The organism is Marinicellulosiphila megalodicopiae (assembly GCF_045862395.1).
Taxonomy (GTDB): Bacteria; Pseudomonadota; Gammaproteobacteria; order Pseudomonadales; family Natronospirillaceae; genus Marinicellulosiphila; species Marinicellulosiphila megalodicopiae.
Genome location: NZ_AP023087.1, coordinates 4,376,181 through 4,397,054, shown reverse-complemented (window position 1 = coordinate 4,397,054; position 20,874 = coordinate 4,376,181). Strand labels below are relative to the sequence as shown.

General features: G+C 33.0%; 18 protein-coding genes and 1 pseudogene. 10 read left to right on the top strand and 9 right to left on the bottom strand.

From position 1 onward, the window contains the following. The first annotated feature begins 402 nt into the window (after positions 1–402). From TYM08_RS18870 to TYM08_RS18850, 5 genes are all read left to right on the top strand, one after another. On the top strand, positions 403–615 hold the full coding sequence (locus TYM08_RS18870; RefSeq protein ID WP_422380703.1) for a hypothetical protein: 213 nt from the start codon (positions 403–405) through the stop codon (positions 613–615). 33 nt (positions 616–648) lie between these two features. Continuing rightward, entirely contained in the window at positions 649–1,200 is a 552-nt protein-coding gene (locus TYM08_RS18865) for a hypothetical protein (RefSeq protein ID WP_422380702.1), read from the top strand. Between the two features lie 257 nt (positions 1,201–1,457). Next, positions 1,458–2,069: a hypothetical protein gene (locus TYM08_RS18860; protein WP_422380701.1), complete on the top strand. Its 612-nt coding sequence runs from the start codon at positions 1,458–1,460 to the stop codon at positions 2,067–2,069. 6 nt (positions 2,070–2,075) lie between these two features. Further along, positions 2,076–2,705 (top strand): hypothetical protein, encoded by a 630-nt coding sequence (locus tag TYM08_RS18855; RefSeq protein WP_422380700.1) that lies wholly within the window; start codon positions 2,076–2,078, stop codon positions 2,703–2,705. A 514-nt stretch (positions 2,706–3,219) separates the two neighbouring features. Next, positions 3,220–3,912, top strand: coding sequence for a hypothetical protein (locus TYM08_RS18850; RefSeq protein WP_422380699.1), 693 nt, complete (start codon positions 3,220–3,222; stop codon positions 3,910–3,912). Positions 3,913–4,068: 156 nt separating this feature from the next. Here TYM08_RS18850 and TYM08_RS18845 read toward each other — a convergent pair whose 3' ends face one another. After that, complete coding sequence (locus TYM08_RS18845) at positions 4,069–4,563, bottom strand: transposase (RefSeq protein WP_422380698.1); 495 nt, start codon at positions 4,561–4,563, stop codon at positions 4,069–4,071. A 303-nt stretch (positions 4,564–4,866) separates the two neighbouring features. Between TYM08_RS18845 and TYM08_RS18840 the strand changes: the two genes are divergently transcribed. The 3 genes from TYM08_RS18840 (at position 4,867) to TYM08_RS18830 (ending at position 9,209) form a co-directional block, all read left to right on the top strand. After that, the gene (locus TYM08_RS18840) at positions 4,867–5,496 is read left to right on the top strand and encodes a hypothetical protein (RefSeq protein WP_422380697.1); all 630 of its coding nucleotides are present in this window, start codon (positions 4,867–4,869) and stop codon (positions 5,494–5,496) included. 589 nt (positions 5,497–6,085) lie between these two features. After that, a complete protein-coding gene (locus TYM08_RS18835) occupies positions 6,086–7,309 on the top strand; it encodes an ABC transporter substrate-binding protein (RefSeq protein WP_422380696.1) in 1,224 nt (407 codons plus the stop codon). 10 nt (positions 7,310–7,319) lie between these two features. Beyond that, positions 7,320–9,209: a hypothetical protein gene (locus TYM08_RS18830; RefSeq protein ID WP_422380695.1), complete on the top strand. Its 1,890-nt coding sequence runs from the start codon at positions 7,320–7,322 to the stop codon at positions 9,207–9,209. Positions 9,210–9,447: 238 nt separating this feature from the next. Here the strand turns inward: TYM08_RS18830 and TYM08_RS18825 are convergent, their stop codons facing one another. The 7 genes and pseudogenes from TYM08_RS18825 to TYM08_RS18795 all read right to left on the bottom strand — a co-directional run bounded on the left by TYM08_RS18825 (position 9,448) and on the right by TYM08_RS18795 (position 16,489). Beyond that, positions 9,448–10,920, bottom strand: coding sequence for a DUF2867 domain-containing protein (locus tag TYM08_RS18825; protein WP_422380694.1), 1,473 nt, complete (start codon positions 10,918–10,920; stop codon positions 9,448–9,450). A 126-nt stretch (positions 10,921–11,046) separates the two neighbouring features. Next, the gene (locus tag TYM08_RS18820; protein ID WP_422380693.1) at positions 11,047–11,883 is read right to left on the bottom strand and encodes a TauD/TfdA dioxygenase family protein; all 837 of its coding nucleotides are present in this window, start codon (positions 11,881–11,883) and stop codon (positions 11,047–11,049) included. 275 nt (positions 11,884–12,158) lie between these two features. Next, the gene (locus TYM08_RS18815; RefSeq protein WP_422380692.1) at positions 12,159–15,164 is read right to left on the bottom strand and encodes a hypothetical protein; all 3,006 of its coding nucleotides are present in this window, start codon (positions 15,162–15,164) and stop codon (positions 12,159–12,161) included. A 277-nt stretch (positions 15,165–15,441) separates the two neighbouring features. Continuing rightward, positions 15,442–15,714 (bottom strand): annotated as a pseudogene (locus TYM08_RS18810) (Fic family protein); the annotation flags it as partial. A 59-nt stretch (positions 15,715–15,773) separates the two neighbouring features. Further along, positions 15,774–16,028: a hypothetical protein gene (locus TYM08_RS18805; protein WP_422380690.1), complete on the bottom strand. Its 255-nt coding sequence runs from the start codon at positions 16,026–16,028 to the stop codon at positions 15,774–15,776. After that, the gene (locus TYM08_RS18800) at positions 16,025–16,267 is read right to left on the bottom strand and encodes a hypothetical protein (protein ID WP_422380689.1); all 243 of its coding nucleotides are present in this window, start codon (positions 16,265–16,267) and stop codon (positions 16,025–16,027) included. Before TYM08_RS18800 ends, TYM08_RS18805 begins: the two co-directional genes overlap by 4 nt. Positions 16,268–16,324: 57 nt before the next feature. Then, complete coding sequence (locus TYM08_RS18795; RefSeq protein ID WP_422380688.1) at positions 16,325–16,489, bottom strand: hypothetical protein; 165 nt, start codon at positions 16,487–16,489, stop codon at positions 16,325–16,327. A gap of 759 nt (positions 16,490–17,248) precedes the next feature. On the opposite strand from TYM08_RS18795, the gene TYM08_RS18790 reads away from it, so the two are divergent. Together TYM08_RS18790 and TYM08_RS18785 are read left to right on the top strand one after the other, a co-directional pair. Continuing rightward, complete coding sequence (locus TYM08_RS18790; RefSeq protein WP_422380687.1) at positions 17,249–18,787, top strand: hypothetical protein; 1,539 nt, start codon at positions 17,249–17,251, stop codon at positions 18,785–18,787. Positions 18,788–19,424: 637 nt separating this feature from the next. Beyond that, a complete protein-coding gene (locus TYM08_RS18785; RefSeq protein WP_422380686.1) occupies positions 19,425–19,811 on the top strand; it encodes a hypothetical protein in 387 nt (128 codons plus the stop codon). A gap of 324 nt (positions 19,812–20,135) precedes the next feature. Here the strand turns inward: TYM08_RS18785 and TYM08_RS18780 are convergent, their stop codons facing one another. Next, positions 20,136–20,873: a hypothetical protein gene (locus TYM08_RS18780; protein WP_422380685.1), complete on the bottom strand. Its 738-nt coding sequence runs from the start codon at positions 20,871–20,873 to the stop codon at positions 20,136–20,138. Between the last annotated feature and the right edge of the window lies 1 nt (position 20,874).

Sequence of the window (20,874 nt, the reverse complement as noted above, 5' to 3'; positions counted from 1 at the left end):
AAGGATTATTCACACAGAAAAGTACTAGTCTGACACACATAGTAAATACAAAAAGACACAAATGAAAAATGGTAATTTAACCGCTTTGATCTAGTACTAGTCTGACACACATAGTAAATACAAAAAGACACAAATGAAAAATGGCAATTTAACCGCTTTGACCTAATCTCAAAATATAGAAATGATCAATGTGAGTTAAATATGCCAATAGCCAGAAAGAGTTTAGTTTCACTAGAAGCGACGCCTTACTATCACATAGTAAGCCGATGCTGTAGGCGTTGTTTCATCTTAGGGAAAGATGCGATTACAAAAAAGGATTATTCACACAGGCAAAAATGGATTGAAAATCGACTAGAAGAACTACCGAAGATCTTTAATATAAAGATAGCTTCGTATGCCATTATGTCAAATCATTTTCATTTGGTTGTGTTCATAGACCAAGAAGAATCAAAACAACTGACGGATCTTGAAATAGCATTACGCTGGCATCAACTCTACAAAGTAACGATGCTAACGCAAAAATTCGCCAATGGCGAAAATCTTTCAAAAGTCGAATTAGATGCAGTCACCATAAAAATTAATGAATGGCGCGAACGCTTGTTGGACTTAGTTTGATTTGTAAAAAACATCAACGAACCCCTTGCTCGAATGGCGAATGCAGAAGATAACTGCACAGGAAAATTTTGGGAAGGCCGTTTTAAATCACAAGCATTATTAGATGAAAAAGCCTTGTTGGCTTGTATGGCCTATGTGGATTTAAATCCAATACGTGCACAAATGGCCAATACACCTGAAAAATCCGATCACACCAGTATTAAAAAACGAGCAGAAAAAGCGAAACAATCAAAAGTACCCAATAGATTGGATCAGCAAGAAGGTTCACTTTTAAATTTTGCAGGCAAACCCAGAGAGAATATGCCTAAAGGTATTCCATTTACGTTAACCAATTATTTAGAATTAGTCGATTGGACGGGCAGACAAGTTAGAAAAAACAAACGTGGAAGTATTGATCAAGCATTACCAAATATTTTGCTTAGACTAAATATTGAACAGGAACAATGGTTGCACATCACTCAAAATTTCGAATCCAGTTTCAAGGGAATTGTAGGTGATACTTTAAGTCTTGTGTCTAAAATGAAGGACTTTAAACGAACAAGGACGTTAGGTTATTCGAATAGCTTGTTTTACTTTGGCAAATAATTACATTTTATATGCTTTAACCATTCAACAAATACTCTATATCATTCATGATAGACATTCACTCGGTTTGAAAAGAGTCAAATATGTGTTTTTCGATTGAGTATTTATAGGGCTTCAACAAAATTCATTTTTCAGTAAATATATTATAAGATCGAAATTAATCTATTTTTAATTGGCCTGATTTTGATTATCATGCGTGTCAAAGTTAGGTTTATTTATCATGTGTTTGATTTTTTAACTATAAAAGAGTGTGCGATATGAAAACTAAGTTTTTAATTTTGTTATTAGTTAGTTTGTGTCAATTCGTTGAGGCAAAGGGTGAAGCAGAAATTTATAAAAAATTTATGGGTTGTTCTGTTGGTATATTTAAAAAATTTACAAATGGGGAATACGTAAATGTTGTAAAAAACATTGACTGTTTTGATGTTAATGAAGAATTAATAATTAAACTGTCTGAATTGGAATATCTCGAACATTTGATTTTGAGGAATATTAAAAGCTCAAATTTATCCATATTAGATTTTTCTAAATTAGAAAGTCTTACTATAGTGAATAGTCATTTTAATATGGCTCAATTAAACGAATACCCTCAATTGAAGTATTTAAATATTATCAATTCTAGTGTTACAAACTCTGAATTAATTGGCTCATATACAACAATTGAAGCTCTAAGTTTAAGTCAGAGTAAATTTGAAAGTTATGATTTTTTACTGCAATTGAAATCTTTAAAAGAGCTTTCATTAAATGCAAGCGGATTGAAAGAAATTCCTAATATCAGTCAGTTGAAAAAATTAGAATATTTAGATTTACGAAATAATGATATTTCAGAAAACATTTTAATTGATGTACCTCAAGTAATTTGGAATTAAAACTATATGAATAACTTTTTACTATTGTTGATATTGATTCTTATTATTTGTATTTTACAAGGTCTTTTTTTTACAAAAATGAAAAAAGGAGATAAAAAGTCATTAGTTGAGGTTATTTCTTATTCTTTAATCATTACTGGTATTACATTTTTAACTCTGATGTTTCTATCAGCATTTGGTAAAATAAATTGGTTTCTAAATGATCAAGAATGGCCCATAGGGAATGTAAAGGGTGCTTTGATAATGGATGGGGGTATTTATGTTGCTCCTCATCCAGTTAGTGGTAGAGTTCAAATTTACAGTGAGAAATTAGAATATTTACGTGGATGGAATGTCGAAAGCTATGGCGCTGATTTTAAATTGTTTTATTTTAATGAATTGGAATTTATAGTTTACTTTAACTATAGAAATAATAAGGGAGTTCGCTATGATCTTAATGGGAATATTATTGCTACTGATTCTATATCTAGGAATGAATATCTTGATGTGCTAGAAAATCAAGATGTGCTTCATATACCAACTCCAATTTATTTTTACCCATTTACTCACTTCTTTAAATCATTTTTTTTCTTTGCTTTAGGTATGCTGATATTAGTTATACTTAAAAAAGATGAGATTAGAAAGATATTGGAGTAAAACGATTAGAAAATGATTAGGGTCACCCTGAATACTTTGGGGTCATGAATACTTTGGGGTCAGGCCTTACATTTGACACAAAGCAACAGTAATTTGGGGTCACCCATTAGAAAACCCCGGTCAATAGGCGAAGTGAAATTCTTTACTCTTTTTTAGTAAATTAATTTTTACTTCGTCAGTTCGTTATATTTTAAATATTAGAGTAGGGTCAGACCAAACATTTGACATGAAAAAATAAAGGCCTGACCCCCAGAATTTAAGCCCTTTGAGTTTAAAGGACAGCAACGAGCTAAGATCGCTGCTGACATCGTCGAACAGATCAACAACCAGAAAATGACTTCGTTTGTCTTTGATATTGCTTTGATGATTGAAAAAACCCTAATCTTAATCACATGTCATTGTTTGATTTTTTTAATACAATCAATGCTGACGTTTGTAAAGTTATTAAAAATATACCCCCATTGCAACACCAACTTGCCGATTGATCTGCAACCAATAATAAACAGGTACTTAAATGAGCATTAATCAAAAATTAAAAGAATTATACGCCAGCCACTGGAAAGAATTGCAAGAAAACATAAAGACGCTAGATGTAAATGCATATACAAATCCTCTTTTATTATCAGTTGACGAAGAAAAATTAAACTCTGCCGATATAACCGTCATGATTTTTGGACAGGAAACGAAAGGGTGGGGAAAAATCTTCCCAGATGTAGAAGGGCCAATGAAGTTTTATGACAGCTTTTTCTGTCAAGAACAATTCTACGGTGGATATGGTAAAAGCTCTTTTTGGAAAGGATTCAGGTTCTTTCAAAAGGCACTACAAAATGAAAATAAATCTCATTATTTTATTTGGAATAACATTAATAAAATAGGAAAACCAAATGGCCGAACGGGTGTAAATCCACGTACAAGGCAAGTTGAAAGAGACTTTTTCTCTGTTATTGCTGAAGAAATTAAAATTATTAAACCTGATATCGTCATATTTTTCACTGGTCCATATCGTGATGCTGACATAGCACATCACTTTCCTAACGTAACATTTGTTCAGACCAATTCTGGTATAAAGACTAGAGCCCTTGCAAATGTAAAACATGCCGATTTACCGGCATCTTGCGTTCGTATGTATCACCCAACATTTTTTGGTGGCTTCAATAAATATAGAAATCAAGCGCTTAACGAGATACTAGAAAATTATAACAATTAAGCATTCTTATCCCCAACAATAAGACTTACAAGCTAAATTACCCTTTCTGAAAATCGTAAGCAGTTTAAGTAGCAGTTTAAGGACAGGCAACCCAAAATATAGTGGGGTCTGGCCTGAATGGCACTTAGCTAAGAGATAAAACCTTTTAATAAAATACTATTTCTTTTTCTTAGGGTGTCCATTTTTTCTAATATCTGCTTTTGCAATTTCCCGCTTAACGGTCAATAACTTATACGGTTTTGGCCTTCGTTTTACCGCTCTTGGCTCAACTCTTCCAGGCCGATTACCAATTCGCGGTTTCGATATTAAGGCAAACATCGCATCATCTGGCCTCCGATCAATCTGGCTATAAGTTAACCAAACTTGCAGGCAATGTTTAAAACTTATGGTTCTAGGTTTTATTTTAAAAATAATGGCAGACTGTGCTGCGAATAATCGAATAATATTATGCGCAAGCACATGCATCCACATTTCCTTCTCACACATTTCTGGCGTTTTACAACTCAAAATATTCATGCCCAATGTGGTTTTTAAGTTTCTGAAATCCAACTCAACATGCCACCGATCTTTATATAATTTACCTAGTGATTTTCTGCTTTCTTTTTGCGGATTTAGGATGCTGGTGATTAATATTTTATGATTGATTTTCACTTCTCGGATGGTGATAAAATCAGGATATCTAAGGGTCAGAGTCGTTGAATTTTCTTTGGCTTTGATTCTTGAATCCTAAATAAAAACTAAATGCAAAGTAAAGTTGAAAGATGTTTGTGAGGACATGCACACAAAGGCGTACTTGCATCATTGATTGGATGCAAGTGGATATTGTTTCTGTCAAACTAAACACAAAAATCGTATATGGTTCTTGAAATGCATAAACCCCAAATAATAAGAATATGGAGTCTTGTGTTAATTCAAGTTGTGTTTGTTCTTTCTGTTTATAGCAAGGATTCAAAAATGAGTGAAACCACAGAAATATATCATGCAGTTCATCAATGTGTAGATCACATTAAAGGTGGAATATCTGTCTATGATGACCAAGGTAATATCATCAATTTCAAGCTTAACAGCGAAGATTCGTGTATGTCCTACACAATTATCCACAAAGAAAAACCGCCTGTTCTAAAGGCTTATTCCGTAATACAAAAAGCAGCAAGTCTGACTTTTGAATCAAGGAAAGAAAATAGTGTGGTGTCTGCTCAAGATAGTTTAAGAGCTGAATTTATGAAACATAGTGCCTTACTGATACGCCACTGTGAGCAATTGGAGAAAGAAAACCAAGTAGGTACAAGAGTTGTTTTGAAGGGCGATGAGGTGGTTGATCTTCCCAATGGCATGCAAATTAAACTCCTATATTTTGGCAGTAAACGTTCGATTATAGGCAACCCTTCTGTGGGATATGTTACGTTACAGGTTATTTTAGAGGACAAAGAAAGCTTCGAATTCTCTTTTTACCAACAATCGTTAGAGGCAGTGCCCTATCCTCATCAAAAAAATCAGTTTGGCGAAATACAAGACTATTATTTCAGGCTGAGTCAATATTCACATAGCCAGTTTATTGAATTTCTTTTCGTACCCATGAATTAACTTTCTTCATTAACAAGCCTTATAAAGTAGATTCATTTTCAAAAGTAAAAAAGTGGGTGTCATTAGTTTACTGAATATTTAAATAAGGAAAGTTAAGTGTATGGTTAGATTATTCATGTAAATTCTGAATCTAATTTAATTTAATAATAAAATAAAAATTAAGAGAAACGCATCACTTGTTGTTTAAAGGCTATTTTATATAGCCTTTTTTTATTCTTGTACCATTGACTCTCGCCTTTAACACTTACTCGATGCAGTCTGCGTGGTGCATCGACATAAGTGAGTATTCTAAAGTGACGCTCACTTTTAAATTTTTTGGTTTATGTTATTTGCCTGCCTGACCATTATTGTTAATTATTATTCAATTTTGGAAACATGATGAGATTGTAGAAACATCATTTTTATTAGGCTGTTTGAAGGCTCAGTTTTAAGTTTGAGTTTAATGCTTTCAAGCGGGTTTTGGTTGTTAATGGTTTGGGGGGGCATTAGCAAAACGCAACAAAATAAGGAAAGAACTTTAAATTCGAAATGAATAATCCTGTATAATCCGATTTTTTAAAATGAATCGATTCAATATTAGGAAAATTTAATGAATATACAACACTATCTGGTCGCTGTGTTTACAGCAGCAGTGGGTTTAACTGCCATCGCAGAAGACCCAAAACCTACGATTGCGACCTTTGGCGATTACGGAAATTTTAAAACTCAATGGTTTGCACAAAGTGATGTCACATCAAATGATTGGGGCACTCATCACAATGCCATGATTTTGGATATTGCATCCAACTTAGGTACTAAAGACATATATTTTGTAGACGATGGGCAATTAGGTGTGTATTTGAATCGGTTTGAGTTAATGGATTTAACGGATTACTTTGCCGACTACAAATCCAATTTTTACCCTTATGCCGTTGAAAAAGGCATTGACACATTAGGTAAACAACGTGCAATTCCAATGGGCTCTGGAGTAGGTGTGCAGTTTTATCGCACAGACTTAATGATAGCCGCCGGTGTAAGCATTGAGCAAATTTCAGGCACTTGGGATCAATATTTACAAGCCGCCAGAACCGCCAAACAAAATGGTTATTACATTGTGGATAACTCAGATGCCATATTACGTTTGTATGTGCACAGTCATTTAGAAAATGGCGCTTTTCTTTTTGAAGACGAAAACGGTGCTTATAATTTAGATCGTGACTTTTATACCCAAGCTTATGAATTTGCAAAAATATTCCATGATGAAGCGTTGGCATTTGAAACCGGAATGTGGAATGACAATTGGTATGGTGCGTATAGGGGCGATAAATTATTAGCTTCTGTGCAAGGAATTTGGTTGTCGGGACATTTGTCAGTTTGGATTGCTCCAGATCAAATCAATAAATTTGCTATGGCTCAAACACCGGGTACTAAAAGTGGGAATTGGGGTGGCACGCACTTAATTGTCAATAAAAATGCAGACATGAGTGTCATCAAGCCTATATTGGATTCATTGATTGGTGGGAGTGACAAAGCTGATTACCAAGCAGAATTTAATGAATATGGAATAGTAAGTACACGAATTGATATGTTAGAAAATTACAATGAAGTCTTTTATAAAAACTATTTAAATCAAACGAATGTAAATTCAGTGATTAAAAAGTCAATTCAAGACTTGGCTATTATTCGTACCCACCCTTTAGATCAATATGCACAGACTTTGTATTTCACTCAATATTATCAAATGGTCATTAATGATGAAATATCGATAGACGAAGCCATTACTCAAATGAATCAATTGTTAGCTGATCGTTTAGCTGAACTTACAATCAATTAAGGAAAAAGAAATGAAAAATTTAATATTATTGATGTCTTGTTTTTTATTATTGTCATGTTTGCCTGAAGCGATTGATACAACGCAAACAGAAACTGAGTCCGAAACTGAAACTGAAACTGAATTTGGCGCTTTTCTAACACACAATAATCCAAAAGCATTTAAATTAAACGAAAGTATTACTGTTGAATATTTAGAAGGCGAGAAGATAGAGTCAGAAGTTATCAATGTAATCAGTGAAATTAATTTTGATGATGGTTTAAGTTATAACAACGAATTACATTTTAATAATTACAATGGATCGGGCCTGCCAGGTAATTGGGAAAAGATAGGTGGTGGTTTTCAGTTAAATTTAGTAGATGGAAAAGATATTGGGTCTGCAATAATTGATGTGATGTCCAATCAATCATTCAATTTTGTCGTTTTTGAATTCAGTACAAGTAATGCTTTACAATTTCCTGGCGGTTATGAAACGTCTTTTGAAGTTAAAAGTAATGATGTGGTAATTAGAAACTCAACATCTATTTCTCCTGTTGTTTCTGGAGATAAGTATTTAATTCCAATTAATTTAGGCAATGATTACTCAAATATTAGTGTTACATTTAATTTTCAATCAGACTCTGATCGAGTGTTAATAGCTAACTCAATTGAGGCGGTTACCTATAATTTTTCTGAAACTGAAATTAAAGATATGATTAAATCAAAGTGGGTTGAAGAAGGCAGTCTTTCGGAATCAGAAGCTATCCTATTTATTAATGGAATAGATGTAAACGTTGAAAATGTTATGGCATCCAAGCCAGCCAAAGAATTTTCGAATATTGGATATAATGTTGATGAAAAACATTATGATGTTAATGTCCGTATGCATTCGGATGAGCAATATTTGTTCTATTATTTTTCCAAAATAGATGAAGAAACTTTATGGTTTGAAATTAAAATTGACTTAAATGAATTGATGAATTCGTTTGACGACGATTATCAATACAAATCATTGTATACAGATATAAATGGTGTTAGTGAAACTAAATCCAGTATAAATAAAGATATTCTTAAATTAAATTCATATGTGAATGTTGATATCAATAATTTTTGGTATTCATCATATTCAACTACTCATAATTATTTTTTTAATGGAAATGTTGAACTTGATCGTATAATGATTGTAGATTTTTCAAATACATCAAGGTTAACAAAAGATTTTCACTTTACATCAGGCGTTGAGGATGGGGGGTATTATTTAAATTTAGAGAATGAAAATGAATTAAATGATTATGAGTTTTCTGAAGATACACGATTTATGGCAGCGGGTGTGAATGTAGAATTACCACTTATGACAGGATTAATTGAATTAGTATTTGATGTGGAAGTGGATGTTGAAACTGTTTTTTGTTATTTGAACTCTTATAATAATTTTAATGTTGTTGGGCAGACTTTTAAAAATTATTGTATTAATAAAAGCACACAATATTCGATGGTAAAGTCTGTGGAAAATGACGATAGTGTGTATTTTGACTTTAGCATGTTTGGTGGTGAAGATTTTATTGAAAATTATTACCAAATCAAACTTGATAATGTTCGGGTAAATGAAATTAAAAAAACGGTACAAGGCTGGGAGTCTACATGGGATTTGAAAAGATATATTGGTTGTAATGATATTCCATTTTCTGATGCAAGACTAACCATTCTAAATTACATAATTAATGGTGTGGTATTAAGTGCCGATACTTTAGATACATCTGAATTTCATGGAACATTCATAGATGAGGTAATGGTGTTCACTTATGAAAATTTAAGTTATGAATTTAATGTAAGCGATGCTGCTGGACTTATCGATGGATCAGGAATTATTTTTTCTAATGAAAAGAATGATTGCTCTTTAGTAATGAGTAAATTTATTCCTTAGTGTTTTGGATGCAAAATAAAAAAGCCAGCAACACGCTGGCTTTTTTATGGGTGATAATTGGTAATTATTTAAATGTCCGGCCGTGATTTTATTAAAAATTATAGTTGTTCCAAGATTTAATATTAGCCTATTATAAATTTTATAATAAAATAGAAGTTACATTGCGCTAAAAACTGTTCCTCTAATTATTGTTTGAATTCTAAGCCTTTTTTATTTTTAACGATTTTTAAACCATTAATTATGTTGGGGTTTTCTCGATCAACGGCTCTAAATTTAATGTGTCAGTCGTGTTGTTGTTGGAATCCATTTGAGAAATCACATAATCCACACAGCGGCGTAACATAGTAGGTGCAATATAATGTCTGTGCATATAATCGATCATCGACATATAGAATCTTCCAAATAAATTTTCGCAATGAACGCGATTCTCTAAACTGAAAATTATGTGATCATCATTTGTCACTTCAACTCTGATGCACGATCTGAATTTTAAATGTTTGTCATTAGCACCAAGAATCACTTGGGTTGTGTTATCTGCTTCATTTTGTTTTTGATCAAGTACAGGGTATTTGTTTGCAAATAAATTACTTGTATCTTCAGACAATAAAGATGAAACCGGACACCCAAGTGGAGAAGTTCTTAAACCAAATGGTTTCACAATTACATTACGCATGGACATTAATTTAGAAACGCCTTTTGGTGAATTTATTAAAAATTCTTCAAGCATTTTTTCTAATAATTGTTGTGAATCGAATTCTATAAAATGACTTTTATTAACGGTTATGGAAAATGAATCTTCATGATGTACCTGTTCATTAGATATATGTTCAAGCAATAATGAGTTTTTTGGAAGGGAGTTATATTCTTTGACCATTTTGGAGTCGTTAGTTTGAGAAACGTATCCGCTAGACTTATACCAGCCACCCCAAATCCCTCGAAACACACCAATCGTACCTCTAACAGTGTCACATACTTTTCGGTGAAATGTGCCGGCGGGTGCATCTAGTGCAAGTGTGGTTGTTTTTACGTTCTTTTCTTTAAATGCTTTTGAATGAATATATTCAGATAATTCAGATGGTAATATTTCTGTCAACGAAGGAATGTCTGCTTCATTGTCTATAATTTTTCTTTTCATTTCCTCTGATAAATTACCGCCAAGTTCATCTGTATGACAAGACAGTGCAAAAAATACAGGGTGAATGGGGTTTTTAGATAACGGCCAAAACTGATGCCAAGTGTCGCCGCCAAAACGCACCGTGAACATACAATCCGGTGGTATGTTAATAAAATGCAATTTGTCTATAAAAGTATGAGGCTTATTTTCGATTTCTTCAGGCGTCGCCGTAGAAAAACGTAATTGAGCGCCACCACTGCCAGATACAGCGGTAAAAATTCGATGACCCGCATGTTTGTGAAATGGGTGTCCTGTAGGTCCAACAATAAAGGAATATAAAGAAGTGGTGTCGCCTAATAAATAATTAGTCCCAGCTAATTTTGCAGAAGGCTCTTCGAGCTCGTCAACAAAGTCACTGTGGCATTTTTGCCTTGATGCAATACTCTCATATAAATGATTACCGGCACCATGACCCAACTGTGCAATTAATGACACTTCAATGGGTAGCATTTTAGAATCACTGGGAATATGCACTGATGGAAAAGTATCAATCACTCGAGTTAAATGTTCTGTAGGTATTGCCTTATTTTGTTTCATTGTTAGATTCTACTTTATTCGTTTGCCTTCCATAATAACTCAATGAGGTTTGATTGTTTTTATTTTTATTCGCAAATATTAGAAAAATCCATTGGAGTATGTGTCAGGGCTAAAGACAAAGTCTCATTATGTTATTGATAATCGACTCCCTCCCTTTACCGTCACTCGATGAAGTCTTCGTGGTGCATCGCCATAATCGGTTACTGCAAAATGTTGAGTGGCGCGATTATCCCAAATAGCAATGGAATTAGCCTGCCAAGAAAATCTAATTTGTAATTTCGGGTCTTTAGCACGAGCAAATAGTTTTGCTAATAATGCATCACTTTGTGTTTTATCTAACCCCACCACACTTCTAGTAAATTGCTCATTGATAAACAACACTTCCTCTTGAGTCTCCTCATGAATTTGAATCATGTTACGAATAACAGGAGGATGTTGCTGAGCGACTTTATCGGCGTAGTTCTGGCCGTCTAATTCTTTTTTATCGTAACGACTGCCTTTAAATGCATGAAGTTCATGAGAGACTTTTAACCTGCGTAAATATTGTTTTTCACTTTCGGGTAACGCATTCCAAACTTGAGCCATATTACACCAAATCGTATCGCCTCCAGTTTTGGGTACAAATTGAGCGTGTAAGATTGAACATTTTGGTGGAGTTTCTTGCCATGTCATATCGGTGTGCCAAAAACTTTCTCCTGGTGGATTCCCAGGCGCGCTTTCAATAATAGTGATCTGATCACACTCTTGCGCATGTGCAAAAAAAGGATGCGCGGGCTCTAATGCGCCAAAGCGAGTGGCAAGAGTTAGGTGTTGTTGTGCTGTTAAAATTTGATCTCGCAAGAATATGACTTTGTGTTTTAAGAATGCTTGATATAAATGATCAAACTGCTGGTCTGTGATTGTGTTTAATTGGATGTCTTCAATTAACGCGCCGATGTGATCGGTTAATGGGGTTATTTTCATAATTTAAGTCGGTATTTAAAATAATCTGTTGCTGATTAGATGAATGTTTTTTGGTTTTGTTACGTGGATTATTTTGCTATGCATTGTTTATCAGATGATGACGCGAGATATGTCATACCCTCTGTATTTGAAAAAGTATTGTGAAGTAAGCGGCTTGACCTCAATGGGTTCACTCGGCATTTTGAAAGCCAGAACAAAAAAAGCCAGCTATATTTGAGCTGGCTTAATTAAATTACTGTCAACGTATTTTAGGGCGCGTCGCTTAAATTATTATTTTAAGGCGCCAATGTAATGGATACAGAATCTTGCGTGTCTGTTTTTAAGATCACATCTAAATAAGTATTATCCCAAGTGGAAGCTCTTAATTGGTAAGACCCTACAGGTAGTTGAATGAACATATCATCACCTAATGCATAAGCATCTTTTAACAATTCGTTATTACTATTAAGCAAGTAAAATTCAACGTCTTCAACTGTGACAAATTCAATAGAAATCATTGATGCTTCGCTAACTACCAAATCAAACGTAATGCCATCTTGCTCTGTTACTAACTGATCAACTAATACAGTTTGTTCAATAGTAGGTGGTGCAATCTCTTGAATAAATTCAAGTGTGGCGCCCATCGCTTTTAATTGCATATACACATCATGCTCAACTTCCCCATCACTATCAAAGGTGTTTTGTAAATAGATGGTATAAACACCAGCATCTAATACTTCTTCAATATTTGTGTAGCCACCGCCAGCAACGTCTAAATAAGCAGGTGATAAATTTTGATCATAAATTGTTGTAATTAAATATTCGTTATATATCTGTCCTGTACTTTTAAATACCAGCAATTCTGTATTGTCATTTGGAACGGTTAATTGATATTCCAAAGTGCTTAACGGCTCAGACCAAGATCGAGTAATTTCAAAATCAAAATCTTCTACGCAGTTATCTTCAAATCCAACGATAGCATCAACAAAAAATCCGTTGACTTCATATTTGGATACTTCATTAAATAAACACAAACTATCTTGTGAAATTTCGGTGTTTAAATAATCATAATCAGTAAACAAGTAACTGTTAGATGCACCAAAGAAATTCTTAACTTCTCTATCTGCATCACCTTTAACCATAAAGCTTCCAAAACCTTCTAATGAAATAAAGGTTTCTTGTTCTAACTCTGCGTCAAAGAAAAATGAAGTACCCCATACTTTATCAACAGTTAATACAAAACCATCCTGTGTTGTGAATGAATAATAATGTGTATAAGGTGAAAAATTAGTATTAAAATTATACTCCACAGGTCCAGAGTTCATGACACAATCTTCAGTGTATCCTGCTGCATCAAAACCATTAGGCTCATAATAATTACCAGACACTTCACAATCGTAAGTGGTGTAACCCAATAATGCATCAGAGTTTGCGCTCAACGTAATATTGCCATTTACAATATTTGTAAAGTCTGTTTCTTCTGGAATGTGTTCATTGGCAAGCTGGACCATCTGAGCATAATTATCTAACGTAATATTTAAAGTATAATCACTTTGCGAATATTGCGTGTCTAATAATGCACTGCTAGGTGTTCTATTAGTGACAATCTTTGGCGCTGTATCAGTAATCACTAAACTAGCAGGGTTAGATTGCTTTGTTTGCAGCTTTAATATTTGCTCAGCTTCTACGCCGGTGACAAAAACAAAATACTGGCCAATTTCTAAATAAATTTCGTTATATTCACCATTAAATGAAAGTTGAATTTCTCTTTGTTGAATGCCTTGATCATCCGTTATTGAAAGACCCAAAAAATTTTCATAATAGTCAGAACCGACTTTAAATCTAAACATGTCCGCTTGGGTGACATTTAATTCATAAACATCACCATAACTTATTAAGACTTCTGAAAGTGTAATTGGCGCAGCAGTTTCTTCAACAAATGAGACCATTGCAAATTCACTATCGATTTCAAAATATAATTCACCAATAGAATCATTTGAGCTTAAATGTTCAAGGTGAATAAAATATTGTCCAGCCTCTAATTGAGTATCCAACAGATAATAAAATACATTATCAGGATACCAATAATTAAGCTTATTACCCCTGTCATCTAGTAACGTTGTTTTAAAAGCCGTGTCTAAATCCTGTGCGATAAAAGCGGCGTTAAATGAAGTGGAATCCGACACGTCAATTTTATAAATCAAGGTCGATTCTGCTTGCGACCATGTTTTGCTAGTTGAGAAATTAATGGTATCAACGCAATGGTTTTCAATATCTGGCGCAACTAAATAAGGTAATCCTTGATTGACTATAACTGATTCAGACCTTGAATATTCACATTGACTGTCTGTCGTAAATTCAAAAGGTGAAAATTCAATATTTAATTCCGCGCCATTTGATGTGTAGTTTTCAAATTCTTGCCCAACTTCAAATGAATAAATTTCATTAAGTTCAGTTGTGACTAAAACTGTTCTACTATCCACTCCAATTTCTAATAGCATAGAGCTAGTGCCCGTTTGCGTTTCTAAGCTCATAAATAATTCAGTAACCTCATTTGGCGTTGAGGTAATTGATAAATTTAACAAACCGTAGCTAGTAGCGCATTGAGTGATTGTTAAAATAGATGAGCCATCGGTAAATTCTTTTTCTTCAGCAATACCAGGTTGGCCATCAAAATCAACGCATTCAAAATTGATAGTACTTAGCGTTGTATCGTGGTCAGGATCTCGAAGCGCAGTGACAGGGTTGCCCTTAACCTCATACATTGCCTCAGATAATAACTCATAATATTCATAAACCGTCAAAACGGATGTTTCTTTAATTTTAACCGGATCGGTTTCAATATCTGTCTGAGTCTGAGTCTGAGTCTGAGTTTGAGTTTGAGTTTGAGTTTCAGAATCAGTGTTTGACTGTGAATTAGTATCTGTTTCTGTTTCTGACTTAGTGTCGGTCTGTGATTGAGAGTTTGTATCTGTTTCTGACTTAGTGTCGGTCTGTGATTGAGAGTTTGTATCTGTATCTGTATCTGTATCTGTTTCAGAATCAGTATTTGATTGCGAATTTGTATTTGTTTCTGACTCAGTACCGGTCTGTGATTGAGAGTTTGTATCAGTTAACGTATCCGTTTGAGATAGCGTAATCGTTGATGTCTCACCGTTAGTGCTAGTTTGTGTGCTAGTTTCAAATGCCGTGCCTTCACTATTTCCATCATTATCTGCACAACCAATTAATCCCAATGCCGAAAAGATAACAGGCAATAAATAGCGCTTAGATTTAAGGCTGTCGTTTTTACTAAAAATCATAGTTTTATCCAATTTAATTAAATTTATTTCCTTATAAGATTGCAAATCTTTACAACAAGGTACCTGCGGGTATTTTATATAATTTAACCGCAGTGAACAATTACAAAATCCTTTGAATTATTCGATTATATATCCTTACTTACCATTGGCTAAAACTCGGAGTTTGTAGTTACTTTATTTTTGAAAAATATCTAAAATGTAAAAACTAATAGCGCTAGAGTAAAAGTTTTGGATCTGATCAATTTCAAACATATGTCAATCAAAAACACCATTTTAATTAACAACCAGAAAATGTAAAAAGCAAATCAAAATCGCCAGTTTCGGCTAATCGTAATGCTTTGATGTATTGAGTTCTTCGTTGTGTCATTGATTGCAAATCATATCCACCAGCCCAGTCTATTGGTTTGTGTTTCAATAACTTTGTTAGTATTGCGTCGGCTAGTATTCTTGAGTGTCTGCCGTTTCCATTTGGGAAAGGGTGAATGGATACTAATCGATGATGAAACCGCACGGCTAATTCACAAGGCTTAAATACGTTGTGATCTATCCAATATTGAGTGTTGTCTAATAATTACCTGAGTTGTACAGATATTTGTCTTGGATCAATACCTATGTTTTTTCAGTTTTACGAAAACTGCCTGCCCACTTCCAAACTTCACCAAATAATTTCTTATGTAATAAACACACAAAATGTTCATTTAATAAATCGGTTGATTTGTTTCTTGATAACCACAAAATTCCTGAAGAAATATTGGCCTGTTCTAATTCATCTAACTGTGAGCGAGTTGTGATGTGTTTAAACTTAAGCCCTTCTTTTTCTTCATGTTCTAAAGGTGTGGCGCCATCTGGTTCTTCAAAATTCATTTGTTTTCCCAAAAATCATAAGGCATCTCATTTACTAACTCATCGACTCTTCTATTAAATTCAATATTTAACTGCGCTTGTGACAATGCTTGGGCTTCTAGAGCCATGTGAGTGCTTTCGATTGTAAGTTGTGATTTTACTTTGGCTTGCGCGTGTTTGAGGATGACGTTTTCAATATTTTCGTTTGGCACAATGGCATACACAAATTCACAACCCATTGCTTGGGCGATGCTTTGCATTTTTTTAAGCGTAACCGCACCTTGTGTCTCTGCTTTTTCAACTTTTGAAATGGATGCTCAGGTAACTCCGGTTATTGAGGCCAGTTGAGCCACGCTCATACCAAGGGATTTACGCACACTTGTAATCCAGCCTTCTGGGAGTTCTTCAATAAATTGAGTGCTTTGAGCGGCTTTGTCAATGATTTGACGATATTGTTTTTGGGCAATTTTCTTAATATTCATATTTGTGTAACCTATAGGTATACATTTAAGTGGTAAATGTATACCTATAGGATTGCACAATCAGCTTAAATGTATGCCTATAGGTATCTTTATTGTGGTTTTTTGTATGCTTATAGGTTGAGAAGGAAGTAATGGTGAAGTGTGTTAATTTGAAGGATGCATATCTGTTAAGTGGTGTTTGGTGGACGCGCCCCCAGCTTACTATGAGGTCTGAAGTCAAGATTTGACCCTGTTGATTTTTGGCGAATTTACTGGATCTTTTAATGCGTGTCTATTTAAAAATAAAGACCTGACGCTCTATAATTCGTAAATGGTTTGCTTCGATAATATATTCCTAAACACACTGACTTTAAAACAGTGACTCAAAAAAAAGTACGACATGCAGTAAATCGATTAAGCACAAGACAAAGAAAAAGCTGAATTATAAATCACCTTATGATTTAATGGAAAAGTACAGAGCTGATTTAGCAGCTTAACGAATGATGTACTTCGGATTTTAATTTACGAGTTATTTCCATGATCTAAGCTGGCATTTAAAATAATCGGTTGCTGATTAGAGATTTTTTTTGGTTTTGTTACATGGACGGTGTTTGTTGGGCGCATCCACAACTCAGTAGATTATCAAAATAAATTTAATTAGTGTCCAGAATAATTTTTATACTACTGTGATGAATACATGAAATGAAAGCACTAGATTTAGTTTTGAAATAAAATAGTGGTAATTTTTAATATAAGAAAATATTTAATTGAGGATATTAAATGAAATTAATAATACCCGTATTACTACTTGTTGGGCTTAATGCTTGTCAAATTAGTGATTTTAATTCAGATAGTTCATCTGAAGAAACCCAAATGAATACTAAAACTCAAACTGATACACATAGTTTGACGCAAACAATGACTGAAACTGAGATAGATGGAATTAATCCCAACTTAGAATTTGATTTATTTTCAGACCCGAATGTAAATATAATTACATTAAATTCTGTTGAAAAGTCTAATCAATATGAAGGGGCTGCTGTAAAAGTAAGTTTGAGTTTTGATCAGCAAACAAATGAAATAATTGTTGATGCAACACAGAGTATCGTGAATGTACCAGATGATCATCGTATAAATTACTATATTAATTTAACAGCAAATTCTTTTAAAAACTTCTTTTCAACGACTGCAGTTTCACGCCACAAAGTAAGTAAAAGTGGGACGTATTATGTTGCGCTTAATATTGAAATTATTAGTAATATGACAAATTATACTAAAAGTTTTATTAAAGTATTTGAGTCAATTGATGTTGTTGTTGAAAACCAGGAAAATACTAATGATTATTATGTAGGCGCTCATATGTATTCTGTAATACCAACATCAGATAAAAAAAGTATTGTTGGTTATAATCGTATGATGAATCGATTGCTTGAATTGGATTTAGAAACAGGTTTCATAAAAAATGAGGTTTATTTGGGTGATGAATCTTTTGGTTTACAATATATGAAAAATGGAATCATAGTATTTTTAACTCGAGTGGAGGATGATTTAACTAATAAAATTACTTTTGATAAATTAGTAGTTAATGCCGAAAATATTACACAAGCATTCAGGGTTTCAGATATAGATTATAATACTAGGATGGAGCAAATTAGTGGTCGAATATTCGTTGAAAAAAATATTTTATTAAATGGTGATCCATACATCAAACATGCATTAGATTTGATAGATATAAGCAAGGATGAGATTTTAGATAGGGTGATACTAGAAAATTTTGGATTATTTCATTCCATTGAAAATAATAAAATATTGTACACAGAGAAAATAGATATAAATTCAATATACTTTGAAAGGTTTGAAGTTAATGAAATAAATGTCATTGATTCTAAAATTTCAATAAAAAAAGTAAATGAAATTGAACTAGAAACAGATAGGTTACATGATACTTATATTTATAGTCTTATTAATCAAGATTATTTGATCACCTCAAGTGGACATTTATTAAATAAATATGATTACAGTGTTGAAGGTAGATTAATCGATAGTGCAAATATAACAGACATATATTCTGATGAAAAAGTTAATGTGTTTTTAATGAGTGATGGCAAGCTGCTTATTTACTCTAAATATTTAGTTTTAGAAAAAGAGTATATCGTACCAGGTGAAGTGAATGAGCAGGGTCCTGCATTTATTCACGAATCTTATCAATTAGTAAAAATGGATGATGCAATACTTGTTGTATCTGGCAATGATGATGGTTCGGATTTTTACCATTATTCAATTGAATTAAATGGGGCAGAATCCAGCTTGTCAAAGTAGCTTAAAAAATATTTTCAAAGCTAGCAGCAAACTGGATTTTTTTGACTCACCGCCGTTAATGAATGGGGGGCACAACTCTATCAGTTTTATGGTTATGTTACGTGGGTGGTGGTTTGTCTAATAATGTAAAGAGGGTGGTAAATATGAGTGCTTAGCCTGAATATCTCATGTTTTTTGAGTGTCTATGTCAAAATAAAGACCTGATACTCTGCGTTCCTCTTGTTTCTTTTGTTTGGTGAACGCGATCTAAGATTCCGTACCTAGAAAAATGGGTGTAACAACTGGTTTTGTAGTGGTATATTGAACATTAAATCAGATAGCTTTGATGGTATCTGTTTATTTAATTCTGAAGTTGAGTCGATAATTTAAAATTTTAAGTAATGATCCTTGGCAGCGAAATTAGTCTTTATTAGTTATATAGTCTAGTATATGAGTCGAATATTATGATATCCCCATTAAAAAATAAACCGATATCCTATTTGAAAAAAAATATTTCTACCTTTTTAGAAAATGCGGCAGGTTCAAATAGATCAGAAATTCAGTGTTGGTTAGAGGATGAGTGCGTTTTAAATAAATTTCATAAAAATTTAAAAAAGAGCAAGAAATTTATACTTTAATAGACCAAAATGCATCGAAAATGTTAAATAGTTTTTTTTACCCTCCAAAAGTAGAAGGAAGCAATCGAAAACTAATTTCATTAAATGAAATTATTAATATAAATGATGCAAACGGTATATTGATCACAGGGAGTCTTGGTCAAGGTAAGTCTATACTATTGAAATATCTTCAGTTTTTAGAGTTAAATACAGGGCATTCAATTCCGATATTTATAGAATTAAGAAAAATTAAAGATCCAGATTCTATGATTAATGAGGCATGTAAAAAAATAAATATGTTAGGATTGAGTTGCTCATTAAAATTGTTTTCTTTTCTATTAGGTGAAGGAAAACTTTCAATTTTTATGGATGGATTCGATGAAACACCATTGGAGAAAAGAGAGGATTTTAATTCAAAAATTTCATGAATATCGGGGTCGCGCCTTACATTTGACATAGACACTCAAAAGTTTAAAAAAGGCACTGGATCTCCAGCGATAAAACTGTTGAAGATGACGAGCGGATTTTTGTTTTACAAATTTACTCATTCATAATATCAATCATGCGTGAATCCAAGCAGGATAACATGTAAAATGTCGTTCATTTCTAACCAAGCAACTTTAAATTCATATCCAAATTCTACCGAAAAACACACAAAAGAATCAGGCTTAAAGCGAAAATACTGTAAAATTTGGGGTTTTAATTTACAACTGTCAAAAATTAACCTCTATTTTTTATTTTTTCTTGACTCCTTAGCTAATATGAAGAAAGTTGGAGATGGGTTCAAGAAATATTAATGTAAAAGGTAAAACTGTAATTGATACGATTAATAACTTATGATTTATTATTAATTTAGGGTTCGATAAAAATCTACAAATTAAATACAATAAAAAAGGTAGAGAAATAAATATATTTATAAACATTAAAAGACTCATAACTGCAGACCAATAATCAAAAGCCCAGTGTTTAGTAAGTGTGTAAATACTGTAATATGAAAAAGATAATATGATAAAGGAAGTTCTCTGATTGCCTTCGCTTAGTTCAACTGGTTTTTCGATATTAATTGTTCTATCTTTAAAATGAATTGTTTCATTTGTTTCATTTGTTTCGTTGGAATAGTTTTTTCTAAGAAACCACCCCATTACAAATCCTGTAAATCCACCAATTAAAATCGAATAACCAAAGGGTGGGATTATTACAAAGATTGCACCTGCTAGTAATCCTAATATTGTGCTTTTAAAAATTGCAGTTGCATCAGTGCTCGATTTTGGATTGATATATTTTTCCATTAACCAGCTATATATAAAAAATGGGGTACTTCCTAAAATAAATGCAAATAGAAAATATAAAACGAAAATCGATAAAAATGATGAGGGATTTTCAAATGTGATTAATATTGAGAAACAAATGGCCCCAATGATTGTAGGGCCAAGTGTGCCTAATATTAATCTTTTATTTCTTCGTACACTTTTTTTTATTTTTTCTGACATT